Annotated in this window: 12 protein-coding genes and 1 pseudogene; 10 read left to right on the forward strand and 3 right to left on the reverse strand. The window is 70.5% G+C overall.

What is annotated here, in order from left to right; all coding sequences use genetic code 11:
• The first annotated feature begins 46 nt into the window (after positions 1 to 46).
• The 3 genes from G3I60_RS03210 to G3I60_RS03220 all read left to right on the forward strand — a co-directional run bounded on the left by G3I60_RS03210 (position 47) and on the right by G3I60_RS03220 (position 3961).
• Entirely contained in the window at positions 47 to 1264 is a 1218-nt protein-coding gene (locus G3I60_RS03210) for an erythromycin esterase family protein (RefSeq protein ID WP_164292316.1), read from the forward strand.
• 217 nt (positions 1265 to 1481) lie between these two features.
• Entirely contained in the window at positions 1482 to 2030 is a 549-nt protein-coding gene (locus G3I60_RS03215) for a DUF1062 domain-containing protein (protein ID WP_164292315.1), read from the forward strand.
• Positions 2031 to 2269: 239 nt separating this feature from the next.
• Positions 2270 to 3961, forward strand: a complete 1692-nt coding sequence (locus G3I60_RS03220; protein WP_343240756.1) for an FAD-dependent monooxygenase — start codon at positions 2270 to 2272, stop codon at positions 3959 to 3961.
• Between the two features lie 39 nt (positions 3962 to 4000).
• Here the strand turns inward: G3I60_RS03220 and G3I60_RS03225 are convergent, their stop codons facing one another.
• Entirely contained in the window at positions 4001 to 5605 is a 1605-nt protein-coding gene (locus G3I60_RS03225) for an FAD-binding oxidoreductase (protein WP_164606462.1), read from the reverse strand.
• A 71-nt stretch (positions 5606 to 5676) separates the two neighbouring features.
• Here G3I60_RS03225 and G3I60_RS03230 point away from each other — a divergent pair, with 71 nt between their 5' ends.
• A complete protein-coding gene (locus G3I60_RS03230; RefSeq protein ID WP_164292312.1) occupies positions 5677 to 6297 on the forward strand; it encodes a TetR/AcrR family transcriptional regulator in 621 nt (206 codons plus the stop codon).
• A 54-nt stretch (positions 6298 to 6351) separates the two neighbouring features.
• Here the strand turns inward: G3I60_RS03230 and G3I60_RS03235 are convergent, their stop codons facing one another.
• Positions 6352 to 6786, reverse strand: a complete 435-nt coding sequence (locus tag G3I60_RS03235) for a VOC family protein (protein WP_198358491.1) — start codon at positions 6784 to 6786, stop codon at positions 6352 to 6354.
• 202 nt (positions 6787 to 6988) lie between these two features.
• Here G3I60_RS03235 and thpR point away from each other — a divergent pair.
• A pseudogene (thpR, locus tag G3I60_RS03240) lies at positions 6989 to 7570 on the forward strand (RNA 2',3'-cyclic phosphodiesterase); the annotation flags it as partial.
• Between the two features lie 527 nt (positions 7571 to 8097).
• On the opposite strand, the gene G3I60_RS03245 reads toward thpR, so the two are convergent.
• Positions 8098 to 8877, reverse strand: a complete 780-nt coding sequence (locus tag G3I60_RS03245; RefSeq protein WP_164292310.1) for an NAD(P)H-dependent oxidoreductase — start codon at positions 8875 to 8877, stop codon at positions 8098 to 8100.
• Between the two features lie 149 nt (positions 8878 to 9026).
• On the opposite strand from G3I60_RS03245, the gene G3I60_RS03250 reads away from it, so the two are divergent.
• The 5 genes from G3I60_RS03250 to G3I60_RS03270 all read left to right on the forward strand — a co-directional run bounded on the left by G3I60_RS03250 (position 9027) and on the right by G3I60_RS03270 (position 13410).
• Positions 9027 to 9875, forward strand: coding sequence for a helix-turn-helix transcriptional regulator (locus G3I60_RS03250; RefSeq protein WP_138351841.1), 849 nt, complete (start codon positions 9027 to 9029; stop codon positions 9873 to 9875).
• A 98-nt stretch (positions 9876 to 9973) separates the two neighbouring features.
• A complete protein-coding gene (locus G3I60_RS03255; RefSeq protein WP_164292309.1) occupies positions 9974 to 11059 on the forward strand; it encodes an S-(hydroxymethyl)mycothiol dehydrogenase in 1086 nt (361 codons plus the stop codon).
• Complete coding sequence (locus G3I60_RS03260; protein ID WP_164292308.1) at positions 11059 to 11700, forward strand: MBL fold metallo-hydrolase; 642 nt, start codon at positions 11059 to 11061, stop codon at positions 11698 to 11700. The genes G3I60_RS03255 and G3I60_RS03260 overlap by 1 nt, the downstream gene beginning before the upstream one ends.
• 139 nt (positions 11701 to 11839) lie before the next feature.
• Positions 11840 to 12202 carry a bifunctional 3-phenylpropionate/cinnamic acid dioxygenase ferredoxin subunit gene (locus G3I60_RS03265; protein ID WP_164292307.1) on the forward strand — a complete coding sequence of 121 codons (363 nt, stop codon included), beginning with the start codon at positions 11840 to 11842 and terminating at the stop codon, positions 12200 to 12202.
• A complete protein-coding gene (locus G3I60_RS03270; protein ID WP_164292306.1) occupies positions 12199 to 13410 on the forward strand; it encodes an FAD-dependent oxidoreductase in 1212 nt (403 codons plus the stop codon). Before G3I60_RS03265 ends, G3I60_RS03270 begins: the two co-directional genes overlap by 4 nt.
• Positions 13411 to 13476: the final 66 nt, after the last annotated feature.

Below are 13476 nucleotides of genomic sequence, written 5' to 3' on the forward strand. Positions count from 1 at the left end.
ATCGCGGGAAAGTTTCAACCGAACGTTCAACGATACCGTTGAAGGCATGGCTACTGACATCAAGGACACCGTCCATGCCGTCGAGGCTGCCGCCGTCATGAGGCTGCTCCAGTACCGGCCTCGGCTGCTCGCCCTGGGCGAGCCCACCCACGGCCAGGATGCTCTGCTCGACCTGCGCAACGAGCTCTTCCAGCAGCTGGTCGAGCAGGAGGGCTACCGGACGATCACGATCGAGAGCGACTGCATGATGGGACTGGTCGTGGACGACTACGTCACCTCGGGGACGGGCACTCTCGACGAGGTCATGGAGCAGGGAGTCAGCCACGGCTGGGGCACCTTCGCGGCCAACCGCGAGCTCGTGCGCTGGATGCGCTCCTACAACGTCCGCGCCGAGACCGACGGCCGGCCCGCGTCCGAGCGGCTCCGCTTCGCCGGGTTCGACGGCCCGCTGGAGATCACCCATGCCGCGAGCCCCCGGCAGGCCCTCACCGCACTCCACGGCTACCTCGCGGCCCGGGTGGAAGCGGACCTGCTCCCCTGCACCGCGGACACCCTCGACCGCCTGCTGGGTGCCGACGACCGGTGGACCGATCCCGCCGCGATGATGGACCCGTCCCGATCCACGGGGCAGTCGGCCGAGGCCGGTCAACTGCGGCTGCTCACCGACGATCTGGTGGCGCTGCTCGACGCGCGGACGCCGCACCTGATCACGGCGAACTCGCGGGACGACTGGGACCGGGCGCGCCTGTACGGGCGCACCGCGACCGGCCTGCTGCGCTACCACCACTCGATGGCCGACACTTCACCGGCCCGCATGACCCGGCTGTGCGCGCTGCGGGACTTGATGATGGCCCACAACCTCCTCGCCCTCGCTGAACGGGGCCCGGTACTCGTCCACGCCCACAACTCCCATCTCCAGCGGGAGAAGAGCACGATGCAGATGTGGCAGGGGCCGGTGGAGTGGTGGAGCGCCGGTGCGCTGGTGAGCGCCCAACTCGGCAAGGAGTACGCCTTCGTGGCCGCAGCCCTTGGCACGATCCGGCACCAGGGAGTGGACACACCGCCGCCGGACACCGTCGAAGGACTCCTGTACGCGCTCCCGGAAGACCGCTGCGTCATCGACGCCCCGCGGCTGGCCACCGCCCTCGGCACCACACGGCCCGAGACCCGCGTGTCCCCCTGGTTCGGCTACGCCCCGCTCGACCCGGCCCACCTGGCCGACAGCGACGGTCTCGTGTTCGTCAAGGACGTCCAGCAGAGCTGAATGGCGGAGACCGCCCTGGCGCCCGGGGGCCGGCACGCGAAAACCAGTGGAGCGGCGCCGTTGTGCGCCACTACCGTGCTGCCGGACCGAGTCGTCTGGGCAAGGGCGTGCCGTTGTACACCGTGTGAGACCTCCCAAGTGCTGAATCGTCGCGCGTCGCGCATGTGCGCCGCGCTCCTTTTTGCTGCGGACTTCTCACCGGGACTGGTGTACTTCTGTGCTCAAGAACTGGGCGGTCACGCCCACCTGCCTTCCGCTCGTTCTCCGCCGTTGCCACTCGTGCGCCTCCGAGTGCTTCCGGGCAAACGGTAAATTTCGCGTCAACGCACACCACAAGCTCATCGACGTCTGGCTCCTCGTGCTCTGTACCGCTTGCGGGGAAACGGCGAAGCTCACGGTCCTGGAGCGGGTGAATGTGCGCTCCGTCCGACCTGAGCTGCTGGACCGGCTGCATGACAACGACCCTGGCCTGGCAGCTGAGCTGCTCCAGGATCCGGTCGTGCGGCGCCGTAATCGCATCGCCCTCGACTGGGACAATGCCTGGCGCCTCGACACCGGCGGATCGGATCACCTGGACCAAGAGGTGATCGACATCTCGGTCCGTTTCGCGGCGCGGATTCCGGTCCGGCCGGTGCGGCTGATCGCTGAAGGTTGCGGGCTTTCGCGGGCCGAGGTCGAGAGACTGATCATGGAAGGGAGTCTCGTTTCGGCGGTCCGGCTGAGCGGCAAGCTCTCCGGCGACTTCACTTTCACGCTGAAGCGCTGAAGCGCTGAACCCTTCCCGGGACCAGGGCCTGTCCGGCACGATGCGCCGGACAGGCCTGACGCCGGTCTCCTATGGCGCTGCCCGCCGCCGCTGCCCGTGGTGGGGGTGGGCATGAGGCGCTCAGTCGGCCGGCAGATCAGGAGTCAGGGGATGACCTGGGCCTCGGCTCGCCGCCCGTGCCCCGGAGGGGGACCATGGAGCAGAGGGGCGATACGGGGGGACAAGCCGAGGAGGCGCCCGTGTCGCACACCCGGTCCATCGACGTACTGATCGCGGGCGCCGGCCCCGTGGGACTGAGCGCGGCTGCCGAGCTCCGCCGCCACGGGGTGCGCTGCCGTCTCATCGACCGGCTGCCGGCCCGCCTCCCGTATGCCAAGGCTGTCGGCATCCAGCCGCGCACCCTGGAGATCTGGGACCGGATGGGCCTGGTCCGCGCCGTCCTGGAAGCCGCCGTTCCGATGCACGGCCAGCTGATCTACGTCAACGGCCGGGAGCAGGCGCGGATCGAGCTCGCGCTGCCGCCCGAGGTGCCCTACGGATTCGCCGCGCTCCCGCAGTACGAGACCGAGCGCCTGCTGGAGGAATACGTCAGGGGCCTGGGCACGGCAATCGAGCGCTCCACCGAGTTGCTTTCGTTCACCCAGGACGCGGACGGAGTCACCGCCCGCCTGATGACCGCGTCCGGCGGTGCCGAGGAGGTCCGTACGCGCTATCTGATCGGCTGCGACGGCGCGCACAGCACCGTTCGCAAAGGACTGGGGCTCGGCTTCGAGGGAGGCGCCTTCGCCGAGGAGTACATGCTGGCCGACGTCGAGGCGGACTGGGACCTTCCGCCCGGATACGGCGTGCGCTCCCTCCACCACACCGACGACGGCGCCACCGATGACCTGCTGGTCTGCATCCCGCTGCCCGGCGCCGGACGCTACCGCATGTCGATGCTGGTCCCGCCCGAACTCTCCGCCCAGGCGACAGACCCGGCGCCCGGGCGGACAGCCGGCGTAGCGCACGGCCTGGAGGGCGGCCGGGTCCCGGAGCTGTCCCATGTCCAGGCTGTCGTCGACCGCTTGGCCCCCAGGCCGGCCACCGTCTCCACCATGCGCTGGTCCTCCGTCTTCCGCATCAGCCACCGGATCGTGGACCGCTACGCCGACGGCCGGGTCTTCGTCGCGGGCGACGCCGCCCACATCCACCCACCGACCGGCGCCCAGGGCATGAACACCGGCATCCAGGACGCCTGCAATCTGGCCTGGAAGCTCGCGCTCGTCATCAGCGGGGAGGCCGGGCCGACCCTGCTCACCAGCTACGACGCCGAACGTCGCCCGGTCGGCGAGGAGGTCGTCGGCCGGACGGTCCGGCACGCCACCCGCGGCATCGAGTCCGACCCGGACGACCCGAAGACCATCATGCTCCGCGAAGCCCAACTGCTCGTCGGCTACCGGGACGGCCCACTCGCCGACAGCCCGTACGGGCCGACCGACGCACCCCAACCCGGCGACCGGGCCCCGGACTGCGCCGGCCTGACCACCCCCATCGCCACCTATCCGCTGCGCCTGCTCGACATCCTGCGCGACCGCACGGGCCACGTGCTGGTCCTGTACGCGGCCGAGGCGGCCGACCTGGCCGAAGCCGCCGATGCTGCCGGGGTGCTGCGGATGACCGGCAGCAGCCCTGACACCCCCGACGGCCCGGACGCCGGGGCCGGCCTGCAGACCATCGCCGTCCTCGCCCGGGAAGCCGCACCGACCGATCCCGGAGCCCTGGCCGTCCCCGGATACCGTGACACCGCCGGGGAGTTCGCCCGGTTGTACCGACCTGAGGGCCCGACCGGCTTCCTCGTCCGCCCGGACGGGCACCTTGGCGCCCGCTTCGCACTCGCCGACGCCAAGGCGGCTCTGTCCAGCTACGGTGCGGCCCTGTCCGTACCCGCCTGAACACCATGACCGACCGCATCACCGGTTCCGCACTCCGGCTCAGTCGACGAGTACGCCGGGGTTGAGGATGCCGTGGGGGTCGAGGGCGTGCTTGGCGGCGCGCAGAGCGAGTGCGAAGGGTTCCGGGCGCTGGCGGTCGTAACCAGGGCGGTGGTCGCGGCCGACGGCGTGGTGATGGGTGATGGTGGCGCGGTGGCGGTGGAGGACGTCACTTGCGACGGTCTTGAGGTGGTCCCAGATGGCGACTTCGTCGCCGGGGCGGCCGGCGGCGAGGACCGTGAAGTAGGGGGCGGCGCCGTCGGGGTAGACGTGTGTGAGGCGGCAGTTGATGGTTGCGGGGTGGCCGGTGATGTCGCGTGCGGCGGTCCCGACCTCGGTGCGGATGGCGTCGATGAGGGCGGGCAGCTGGTTCCAGGTGCTAGCCGTCTCGAAGGTCTCGACGACGGCTCCCATCCTGGCCAGACCGTCGCGCAGGTAGGGCATGCGCAGAAAGATGGAGCGCCAGGCACCGACGGCCGCGTCGGCCGGGGCGCCTGCCTCGGCGGCGGACTCACCGCCCCGTCCGCCGTGCGCGCGGGCGAGGTCGAGGGCCTGGGCGAGGCGAGCGTGGACGGGTGCGGTGGCGGACTCGAAGCCGAGGACGAGTACCGCGGAGCCGTCCCGGGAGGCGCCGGCGAGTGCTGCCTCGCCGGAGTCGAGCAGGCGGCAGTTGGCGGGAGCGAGATCGGACTGGGCGATGGCGCGTACCCCGTTCAGCGCGGCGTGGAAGTCGGTGAAGGCGAGGGAAGCGGAAGCACTGTGGCGGGGGCGTTCCTGCAGGCGCACCCATGCCTCGGTGATGACGCCGAGGGCGCCTTCGGAACCGAGGAAGAGCCGGTCGGGAGAGGGCCCGGCGCCTGAGGCGGGCAGTCGCCAGGACGTGCTGGTACCGGCGGGGGTCACCACGCGCAGGGACTGGGTGAAGTCGTCGATGTGGGTGCGGCCGGTGGCGTAGTGGCCGCCTGCCCGGGTGGCGAGCCAGCCGCCGAGGGTGGAGAACTCGAAGCTCTGCGGGAAGTGGCGCAGGGTCAGGCCATGGGGTCGCAGTTGGTCCTCCAGCGCGGGGCCGAAGGTGCCGGCCTGGATGCGAGCGGAGCGGCTGTCGGCGTCGATCTCCAGGACCCGGTCCATGGCGGTCAGGTCGAGGGACATGACGGCGTGGTGGGTGTCTCCGCGGTACTCCACACCTCCGGTGACGGAGGAGCCGCCGCCGAAGGGGACCACGGCGACGTGGTGTTGGCCGGCCCACTCCAGAAGGTCGGCCACGTCCTGGTCGCGGGTCGGATGGGCGACCAGGTCGGGGATCCGGCCGGGCTGCCCGCGCAGGGCACGGATGACGTCGCGATAGGCCTTGCCCATGGCGTGGGCGGCGCGCGGTCCGGGGTCGGCGGTGACCAGGTGGGCGAGGCTTTGCGGGGGCTCGGCGCCGGGGTGTCCGATGTTCAGGTCGGCTGTCCGCGGGACCGGCAGCGGGTGGGGGAGAGTGCCGGGGAGCAGGGCGCCCAGAGCGGTGCACTCGGCGTCGTCGGGGTGAGCGTCGGCCCATCCCCATCCCCACCAGGAGCGGACGCGGGAGGTGCGGGGAGCGGTCGTGGGGTCGGGCATGGGTCCGATACTCCATGATGACTGAGGGTAATGTACCTGTCGGTAAATTATGTTAGGGTAATATCGAGCCCATGACCACCCCCCAAGGCAGGGCCGGCACCAAGGGCGTCCCACGGGCTCGCCGTGAGCAGCAGATCCTGGCCGCCGCCACCGAAGAGTTCGGGCGCCACGGCTACGCTTCCGCGTCGCTGGCCGCCATCGCCGCACGCGTCGGCGTCACCAAGACGTTGCTGCACCAGTATTTCGGCGCGAAGCAGGACCTCTTCCTCGCCTGCCTGAACCCGGTCGGCGACCAATTGCTGGACGCCATGCGCGCCGCGATGGCGGAGGGCGACGCCACCGCAGCGCGCACACCACTGCTGGTGCTGCGCGCCATCTTCACCGCACTGGACGGCCGACGTGAGGGGTGGTTCGTGCTCTACGACGCCTCGCTGCCCGCCGACAGCGAGCCCGCCCGAACCGCCGCGCGCTACCGGACCGCCATCGACCAGCTCGCCGCAACCGGCACCGCCGACCTGCTGCGCGCGACCGGGTCCCCCGACCCACTCGATGCGGACGCGCTCAAATACGCCTGGCGGGGCCTGGTCAGCGCCCTGGTCCGCTGGTGGATCAACCATCCGGACCAATCCCCGGACGCCATGGCGGACCGCTGCGCCCGCCTCTTCGCCGCCACCGGCAGAGCCTTTGACTGAAGCGCTGTCCTGGAGGTCGACGACCGTGTGTGGAGCCGACCGCGACGACTCCGTCTAGGAAGTCGAGCTGTCCGAGGTGCTCGACGGATCCATCCACATGATCTGCCAGCCGTGGCCGTCAAGGTCGAAGAAGCTGCGTGAGTACATGAAGCCGTGGTCCTCCGGGCCATCCGCCTCGGTGCCGCCCGCGGCAAACGCAGCCTCAGCGACCGTGTCGACCTCATCGCGGGTTGCCACGCTGAAGCAGTAGAGCGCCAGCGCGTGCGTGGTGGGATCGGCCATCGGCAGCTTCGAGAACTGCGCGAACTTCTCGTGGCTGAGCAGCATGACGGAGGCTTGCTCGCCGACCAGCATGCAGGCCGCGGTCTCGTCGCTGAACATCGGGTTGAAGCTGAACCCGAGCCGCGTGAAGAACGCCTTGCTGCGCTCGGCGTCCGCCACGGGCATGTTCACGAACAGCATGCGACCGGCGTGTGCGGGAGTGGTCATGGTGTGTCTCCAGTCCGAGGTTCGATGACGTACAACGGGGTGGACCCGCCGCGCCTGCAGAACTCATCGGTGGACTTCGGAATGCGCATCGAGCATCTTCATCCGCTCGGCAGGACGATCCGAAAGAAACGGCCTGGACATGTTGCCTCTTCCGCGGCACCCGCGCCGGGGCATCGCCTGCCCGGGTGGTACGAAGTCCAGTGTGAACGAACAGGCTCAGCCCGCGACCGTACGTGTGTTCATCGCGCTCGCCCCGCCCGACCACGCGAAAGAAGAGCTGGCCCGGGAGTTGCGCCCCGCCTATGACACGCACCCGGACATGCGGTGGAACCGTGTTGAGGACTGGCACATCACCCTGGCGTTCCTCGGGGAGCTCCCGGCCGAGACCGTTCCGCTGCTGCGCCCGCTTCTCGCCGACCTTGCGGCGGACCACCGGCCCCCGTGTCTGGCACTGCGCGGCAGCGGAAACTTCGACGACCGGGTGCTGTGGAGCGGAATCGACGGAGACCTCGAGGAACTGCACCTGCTCGCCGCCGCTGTGCGTACCGCCGTCAGGAACTGCGGTGTCGTCTTCGAGGAGCGGCCCCTGCGCCCCCATCTGACGTTGGCCCGGGCCCGCCGGGGCGACCGATCCTCCGTCGGAGAGATCGCCGCAGGCTTCGCCGGATTCACCGGCAGCCGATGGGCTGCCGAACGTCTGCACCTGGTCGGCAGCAACGTGGGCCGTAGCCGCGGGCCGATCCACTACCGGGACATCGAGGCGTGGACCCTCGGCAACGGCAACGGCAACGGCAACGGCAACGGCAACGGCAACGGCAACGGCAAGGGCAACGGCAACGGGAACGCGAACGGCCCCGGGCAACAGGGCGCATCCGGTCCGACCCGGCGCTAAGCGGGGTCGGGGCCGTCGGCGAATTGCGGCAGAACCAAGTCGATCAGTGCGGTGACGTCGTTCCTCGGCAGGCCGGGCGTGGAACCGCAGGCCGAGGCCGCTCGGGCGGAGATCCTCGAGTTCCTCCGGGTCTCCTTCACCACATGACCCGAACGCACGACGACTGATGACCAAGACACGTCAGCCGTGGAGACGACCGCGACGCGTGTGACGCCGGATCCGGCGGCCCCCGCCCCTGAGGGGCGGCCGGCAACCAACGCGACGGCACCACCTTCACCGCACTCATCCGTGCCACGGCCCCGTCCCGGAACACACGGGGGTTTCGGGGCAGGGCCGTGGCATCACGGTGCACCGATTGCCACCACGGCCGGGCTGCGCCTCGGGTTCGCGCCCCGGCCCGTCCTGGCCATCGCCGGCGGTCAGCCGCGCACGTGCAGCCCGAAACCCCGGTGGCCCGCGGGCTCCAGTCCCTCCTTCAGGTGCAGCGAGGGGATCTCGTAGTCACCGAAGTTCTGCCGCCGGAACGCGATCGGTTCGGTCGACTCCAGGGTGAGCAGGCGCTGTTCCCAGGCCTTGGCGACGTCGGTGTACTCCTCGTCGGTCATCCGGTCGGTGCCGTACCGCACGAACGGCGGCAGCACCTCGATGCCCGGGTAGTAGAGGATGCCGTGGTGGATCGGGAACAGCAGATCGTCGATGGGGCCGTTGATCCCACGAGCGGCGTAATGGGACTCCGGGCCGCCGGTGGTCACCGACAGCAGCGCCTTCCTGCCCGCGAGGGTGCCTTCGCCGAAGCGCTCGCCGTACTTGGTGTCGCTGTGCTCGCCGACGCCGTACGCGAAGTGGTAGGTGAACACCCGGTCCACCCAGCCTTTGAGGATCGCGGGCATCGAGTACCACCACAGCGGGAACTGGAAGATGACCGTGTCGGCCCACAGCAGCTTCTCCTGCTCGGCGCGTACGTCCGCGGTGAGCGTCCCGGCGTCGAAGGCCCGGCCCGAGTCCAGGGCGACCTTCAGCGGACTCGAGGCGTCGGGGCCGTAGTCCGCGGCGTCCACGACCGCCTTCCAGTTCATCGCGTACAGGTCGCTCACCCGTACCTCGTGCCCGGCGGTCTCCAGTGTGGACACCGCGAGGTCCTTCAGTGAGCTGTTGAGCGACTTCGGCTCCGGGTGGGCGTGGACGATCAGCGTCTTCATGGGAACTCCTTCGGATCGGATGCCTTCGATCCTGGGCGCCGCGGCGCCCGCCGTTCAGGGGCGCCTCTTCCATCGGACGGGACTTCCTGGTATCGGCAGGACCACCTTCACGGGCACGTCGCGGGAACCACCGAGGCCATACTGAGGGCATGGACGATCTTGCGAGCTTCCTGCGGACCCGGCGTTCCCGGGTCGACCCGGCGGCCGTCGGCATCCCCACCGACAGCCGGCGCCGCGTCGAAGGGTTGCGCCGCGAAGAGGTCGCGCACCTGTCCGGAGTCAGCGTCGACTACTACGTACGCCTGGAGCAGGGCCGCGCGACCCAGCCCTCCGAGCAGGTCCTCGACGCGCTCGCCGGTGTCCTCGGCCTGGACGAGACCGAGCGCGGGCACCTCTACCGGCTCGCCCGGCAGCGCCGCCGCCGCGCGAAGGCGCCGGGCGGGCGGGTCCGGCCGGAGCTGCTGCGCGTTCTCGACCTGGTCGCCGACGCACCTGCGCTGATCATGGACCATCGGCTGGACGTGCTCGCCGGGAACCGCCTCGCCGGGCTCCTCTTCGGCCGGCCGATGCCGGGCCTGAACACCGCCCGGCACATCTTCCTCGAGGAGGCCGAGCGCGGCCTTTACGCGGACTGGGAGAAGTGCACCCTCGACGTGGTCGGGCACCTCCGCCTGGCCGCCGGCAAGTACCCCGAGGACCCCCGCCTGGCCTCGCTCATCGGCGAACTGGCGATGGGCAGCGAACGCTTCCGCCGTCTCTGGGCCCGCGCGGACGTGCGCGCCCGCACGCACGGACGCAAGGCGTACCGGCACCCACTGGTCGGACTGCTGGAACTGCACCAGGAGAATTTCGCACTACCCGACGAGACAGGCATGGAGCTGCTGGTGCTGTCCGCGGCCCCCGGCAGTCCCGCCGAGGACGGGCTGCGCCTGCTCGCGGGGCTGGGCGCGGACAGCGGTGACGCGCAGCGCGCAGTGAACGCTCCGGTCCGCGAGTAGACGACGCCCGGTCCTTGACCGCCGTATCCGCTTCGCGGATGCTTTCGTTGCGATACGTGCGCTGCGTACCGCAATAAGAAACCAGCCGAGGAGTAGTCATGGCCCAGCAGGTTCGTGCTGTCGTCGCCCGGGGGAAGGGTTCCCCGGTCAGTCTGGAAACGATCATCGTGCCGGACCCCGGGCCGGGCGAAGCCCTTGTGAGGATCCAGGCCTGCGGGGTCTGTCACACCGACCTGCACTACCGCGAGGGAGGCATCAACGACGACTTCCCCTTCCTCCTCGGCCATGAGGCGGCGGGCGTGGTCGAGTCCGTCGGCGAGGGCGTGACCGATGTGGCTTCCGGCGACTTCGTGATCCTCAACTGGCGTGCGGTGTGCGGTCAGTGCCGCGCCTGTCGGCGTGGCCGCCCCTGGTACTGCTTCGACACCCACAATGCCGAGCAGAAGATGACCCTGCTCGACGGCACCGAGCTGTCCCCGGCGCTGGGCATCGGCGCCTTCGCCGAGAAGACCCTCGTCCACGCCGGACAGTGCACCAAGGTCGACCCCGCCGTCTCCCCGGCGGTCGCCGGTCTGCTGGGCTGCGGTGTCATGGCCGGCATCGGCGCGGCGATCAACACCGGCAACGTCGGCCGTGGCGACTCCGTCGCCGTGATCGGCTGTGGGGGCGTCGGCAACGCCGCCATCGTGGGGGCCCGGCTGGCCGGGGCGGCGACGATCATCGCGGTCGACATCGACGACCGCAAGCTCGAGACCGCGCAGCGGATGGGCGCCACCCACACCGTGAACTCCCAGGCCACCGACCCCGTCGAGGCCATCCGCGGGCTGACCGGCGGCCATGGCGCCGACGTCGTCATCGAGGCGGTCGGCAGGCCGGAGACCTACCGGCAGGCGTTCTACGCCCGCGACCTGGCCGGGACCGTCGTGCTGGTGGGCGTGCCCACGCCCGAGATGAAGCTGGAGTTGCCGCTGCTGGACGTCTTCGGGCGCGGTGGCTCGCTCAAGTCGTCCTGGTACGGCGACTGCCTGCCGTCCCGGGACTTCCCGATGCTGGTCGACCTCCATCTGCAGGGCCGCCTCGACCTGGGCGCCTTCGTCACCGAGACGATCGCCCTGGACGAAGTCGAGAAGGCCTTCGACCGGATGCGCAACGGTGACGTGCTGCGTTCGGTGGTGGTCTTCTGATGGCCGCCGCTTCCGCCGTCCGCATCGACCATCTCGTCACGAGTGGGACGTTCAGTCTCGACGGCGGCACCTGGGACGTCGACAACAACGTCTGGATCATCGGCGACGACAGCGAGGCGATCGTCATCGACGCCGCGCACGACGCCGCCGCCATCGCGTCCGTCGTCGGGGACCGTACGCTGCGCGCGATCGTGTGCACGCACGCCCACAACGACCACATCGACGCGGCTCCCGCGCTGGCGGCACTGACCGGTGCGCCGATCCTGCTCCACCCGGATGACCTCTTCCTGTGGAAGCAGACCCACCCGGAGCGGTCTCCCGACGGCGAACTCGCCGACGGCCAGGAGCTGTCGGTGGCCGGGATCGAGCTGGCTGTTCTGCACACCCCGGGCCACGCGCCAGGTGCGGTGTGTCTGTACGCGCCCGAGCTGGGCACGGTCTTCACCGGCGACACGCTGTTCGCCGGCGGTCCGGGGGCCACGGGCCGCTCCTTCTCGGACTTTCCGACGATCATCGACTCCATCCGGGAGCGGTTGCTCACGCTGCCGCCCGGCACGGTCGTCCGTACCGGACACGGCGACGGGACGACCGTCGGAGCCGAGGCGCCGCAGCTCGACGAGTGGATCAAGCGAGGCCACTGACCGCCCCTGAGCTGCCCGTTCGTACGTCAACCGCCCCATGCTGTGGGGCGGTTTTCGTGTCTCTTGACAGCGGCTGGGGGCGCCTCCAAACTGTTGTTGCGCTTCCCGCAATCAGTTTCGTTATACGCACCGAGGTGTCATGAAGATTCCCGTGTGCCGGCTCGCGGATCTGCCGCGAGGCGAGGCCTACCGGCTCGAAATCGACCCGCCTGTCTCGGTGTTCCACACCGACGACGGAGAGGTCTTCGCCATCGACGACACATGCACCCACCAGGACGCCTCACTCGCTGACGGCTGGCTGGAAGGGTGCGAGGTCGAATGTCCGCTGCACGCGTCGAAGTTCGACCTGCGCACCGGCGCGGTCGACACATCGCCGGCCAAGCGTCCCGTCCGAACACACCAGGTCCTGGTCGAGGACGGCATGATCTACGTCGAGCTGTCCCTGGCCGCGCCCAACCTCCCGCCCTGCGTCGGGGCCCGGCTCGCGCAGGGCTCCGCGTGAGAACCGTGGCCGTGGTGGGTGCCTCGCTCGCCGGTCTGTCGGCCGCCCGCTCCCTGCGCAGGCAGGGGTACGACGGGCGGCTGGTCATCATCGGCGACGAACCCCACCGGCCCTACGACCGGCCCCCGCTGTCCAAGGAGTTCCTCACCGGGGCCGTCGCCGAGGCCGACCTCGCCCTGGAAGCGGACGGCGAGGACCTGGCCGCCGAATGGCTGCTCGGCACCCGTGCCACCGGCTTCGACCGTACCGAGCGCCGGATACGCCTCGCCGACGAGACAGCCGTCCGCGCCGACGGCATTGTCATCGCCACCGGCGCCGCTGCCCGCACCCTGCCGGCCCGTGCGGGCGGGCGGAAGCTGGCCGGCGTCCACGCGCTGCGCACCCTGGACGACGCCCGTGCGCTGCGGGACGACCTGGCCCGTGGCGGGCGTCTGGTCGTCATCGGCGGCGGCTTCATCGGTGCCGAGGTCGCCTCGACGGCGTACGCCCTCGGGCTGGACGTGACGGTCGTCGTGGTGGCGCCGACTCCGCTGGCCCGACCGCTCGGCGAGACGATGGGCGGTGTCGTGTCATCGCTCCACGCGGACCACGGCGTACGGCTGTTGTGCGGCGTCGGGGTCAAGGGGTTCAGCGGCGGCGAGCGAGGGGAGGCGGGAGTCCCGACGGCCGACGGCCGGGGGAGGGTGACAGCGGTCCTCCTGGAGGACGGCCGCCGGCTGCCCGCCGACATCGTCGTCGTCGGGGTGGGCGCCCGGCCGAATGTGGAATGGCTGGAGAGCTCCGGCATCGAGCTGGAGAACGGCGTCAAGTGCGGTGCGGACGGCCGCACCAACCTCACCGGCGTCGTCGCGGTCGGCGACTGCGCCAACTGGTACGACCCCGCCGCCGGAATCCACCGCCGCGTCGAGCACTGGACCGGCGCCAAGGAACGCCCCGCCGTCGCCGTCACCACCCTGCTGTCCGGTGGCGCCGGGGAGCCGGGACCCGTCAGGCCGCCGTACTTCTGGTCGGACCAGTACGGCGTACGGATCCAGTTCACGGGCCATGCGGCCGCGGCGGACAGTGTCACGGTCGAGGAAGGAGCGGCGGACGACCGCAGCTTCCTCGCGGTCTACCGCCGTGCCGGGGCTCCGGTCGCGGTGCTCGGGATGGACCAGCCTCGGCTGTTCACCCGCTGGCGCAAGCAACTGGCTGCCGCCGGGGCTTGACAGCGGGGGCCGCGCGCCACATTCTGCCCGCAAGAAGTTGCGCCATCCACGTCAGGTTGCACATCA

This window comes from Streptomyces sp. SID13666 (assembly GCF_010548325.1).
In the GTDB taxonomy this organism is placed as follows: domain Bacteria; phylum Actinomycetota; class Actinomycetes; order Streptomycetales; family Streptomycetaceae; genus Actinacidiphila; species Actinacidiphila fildesensis.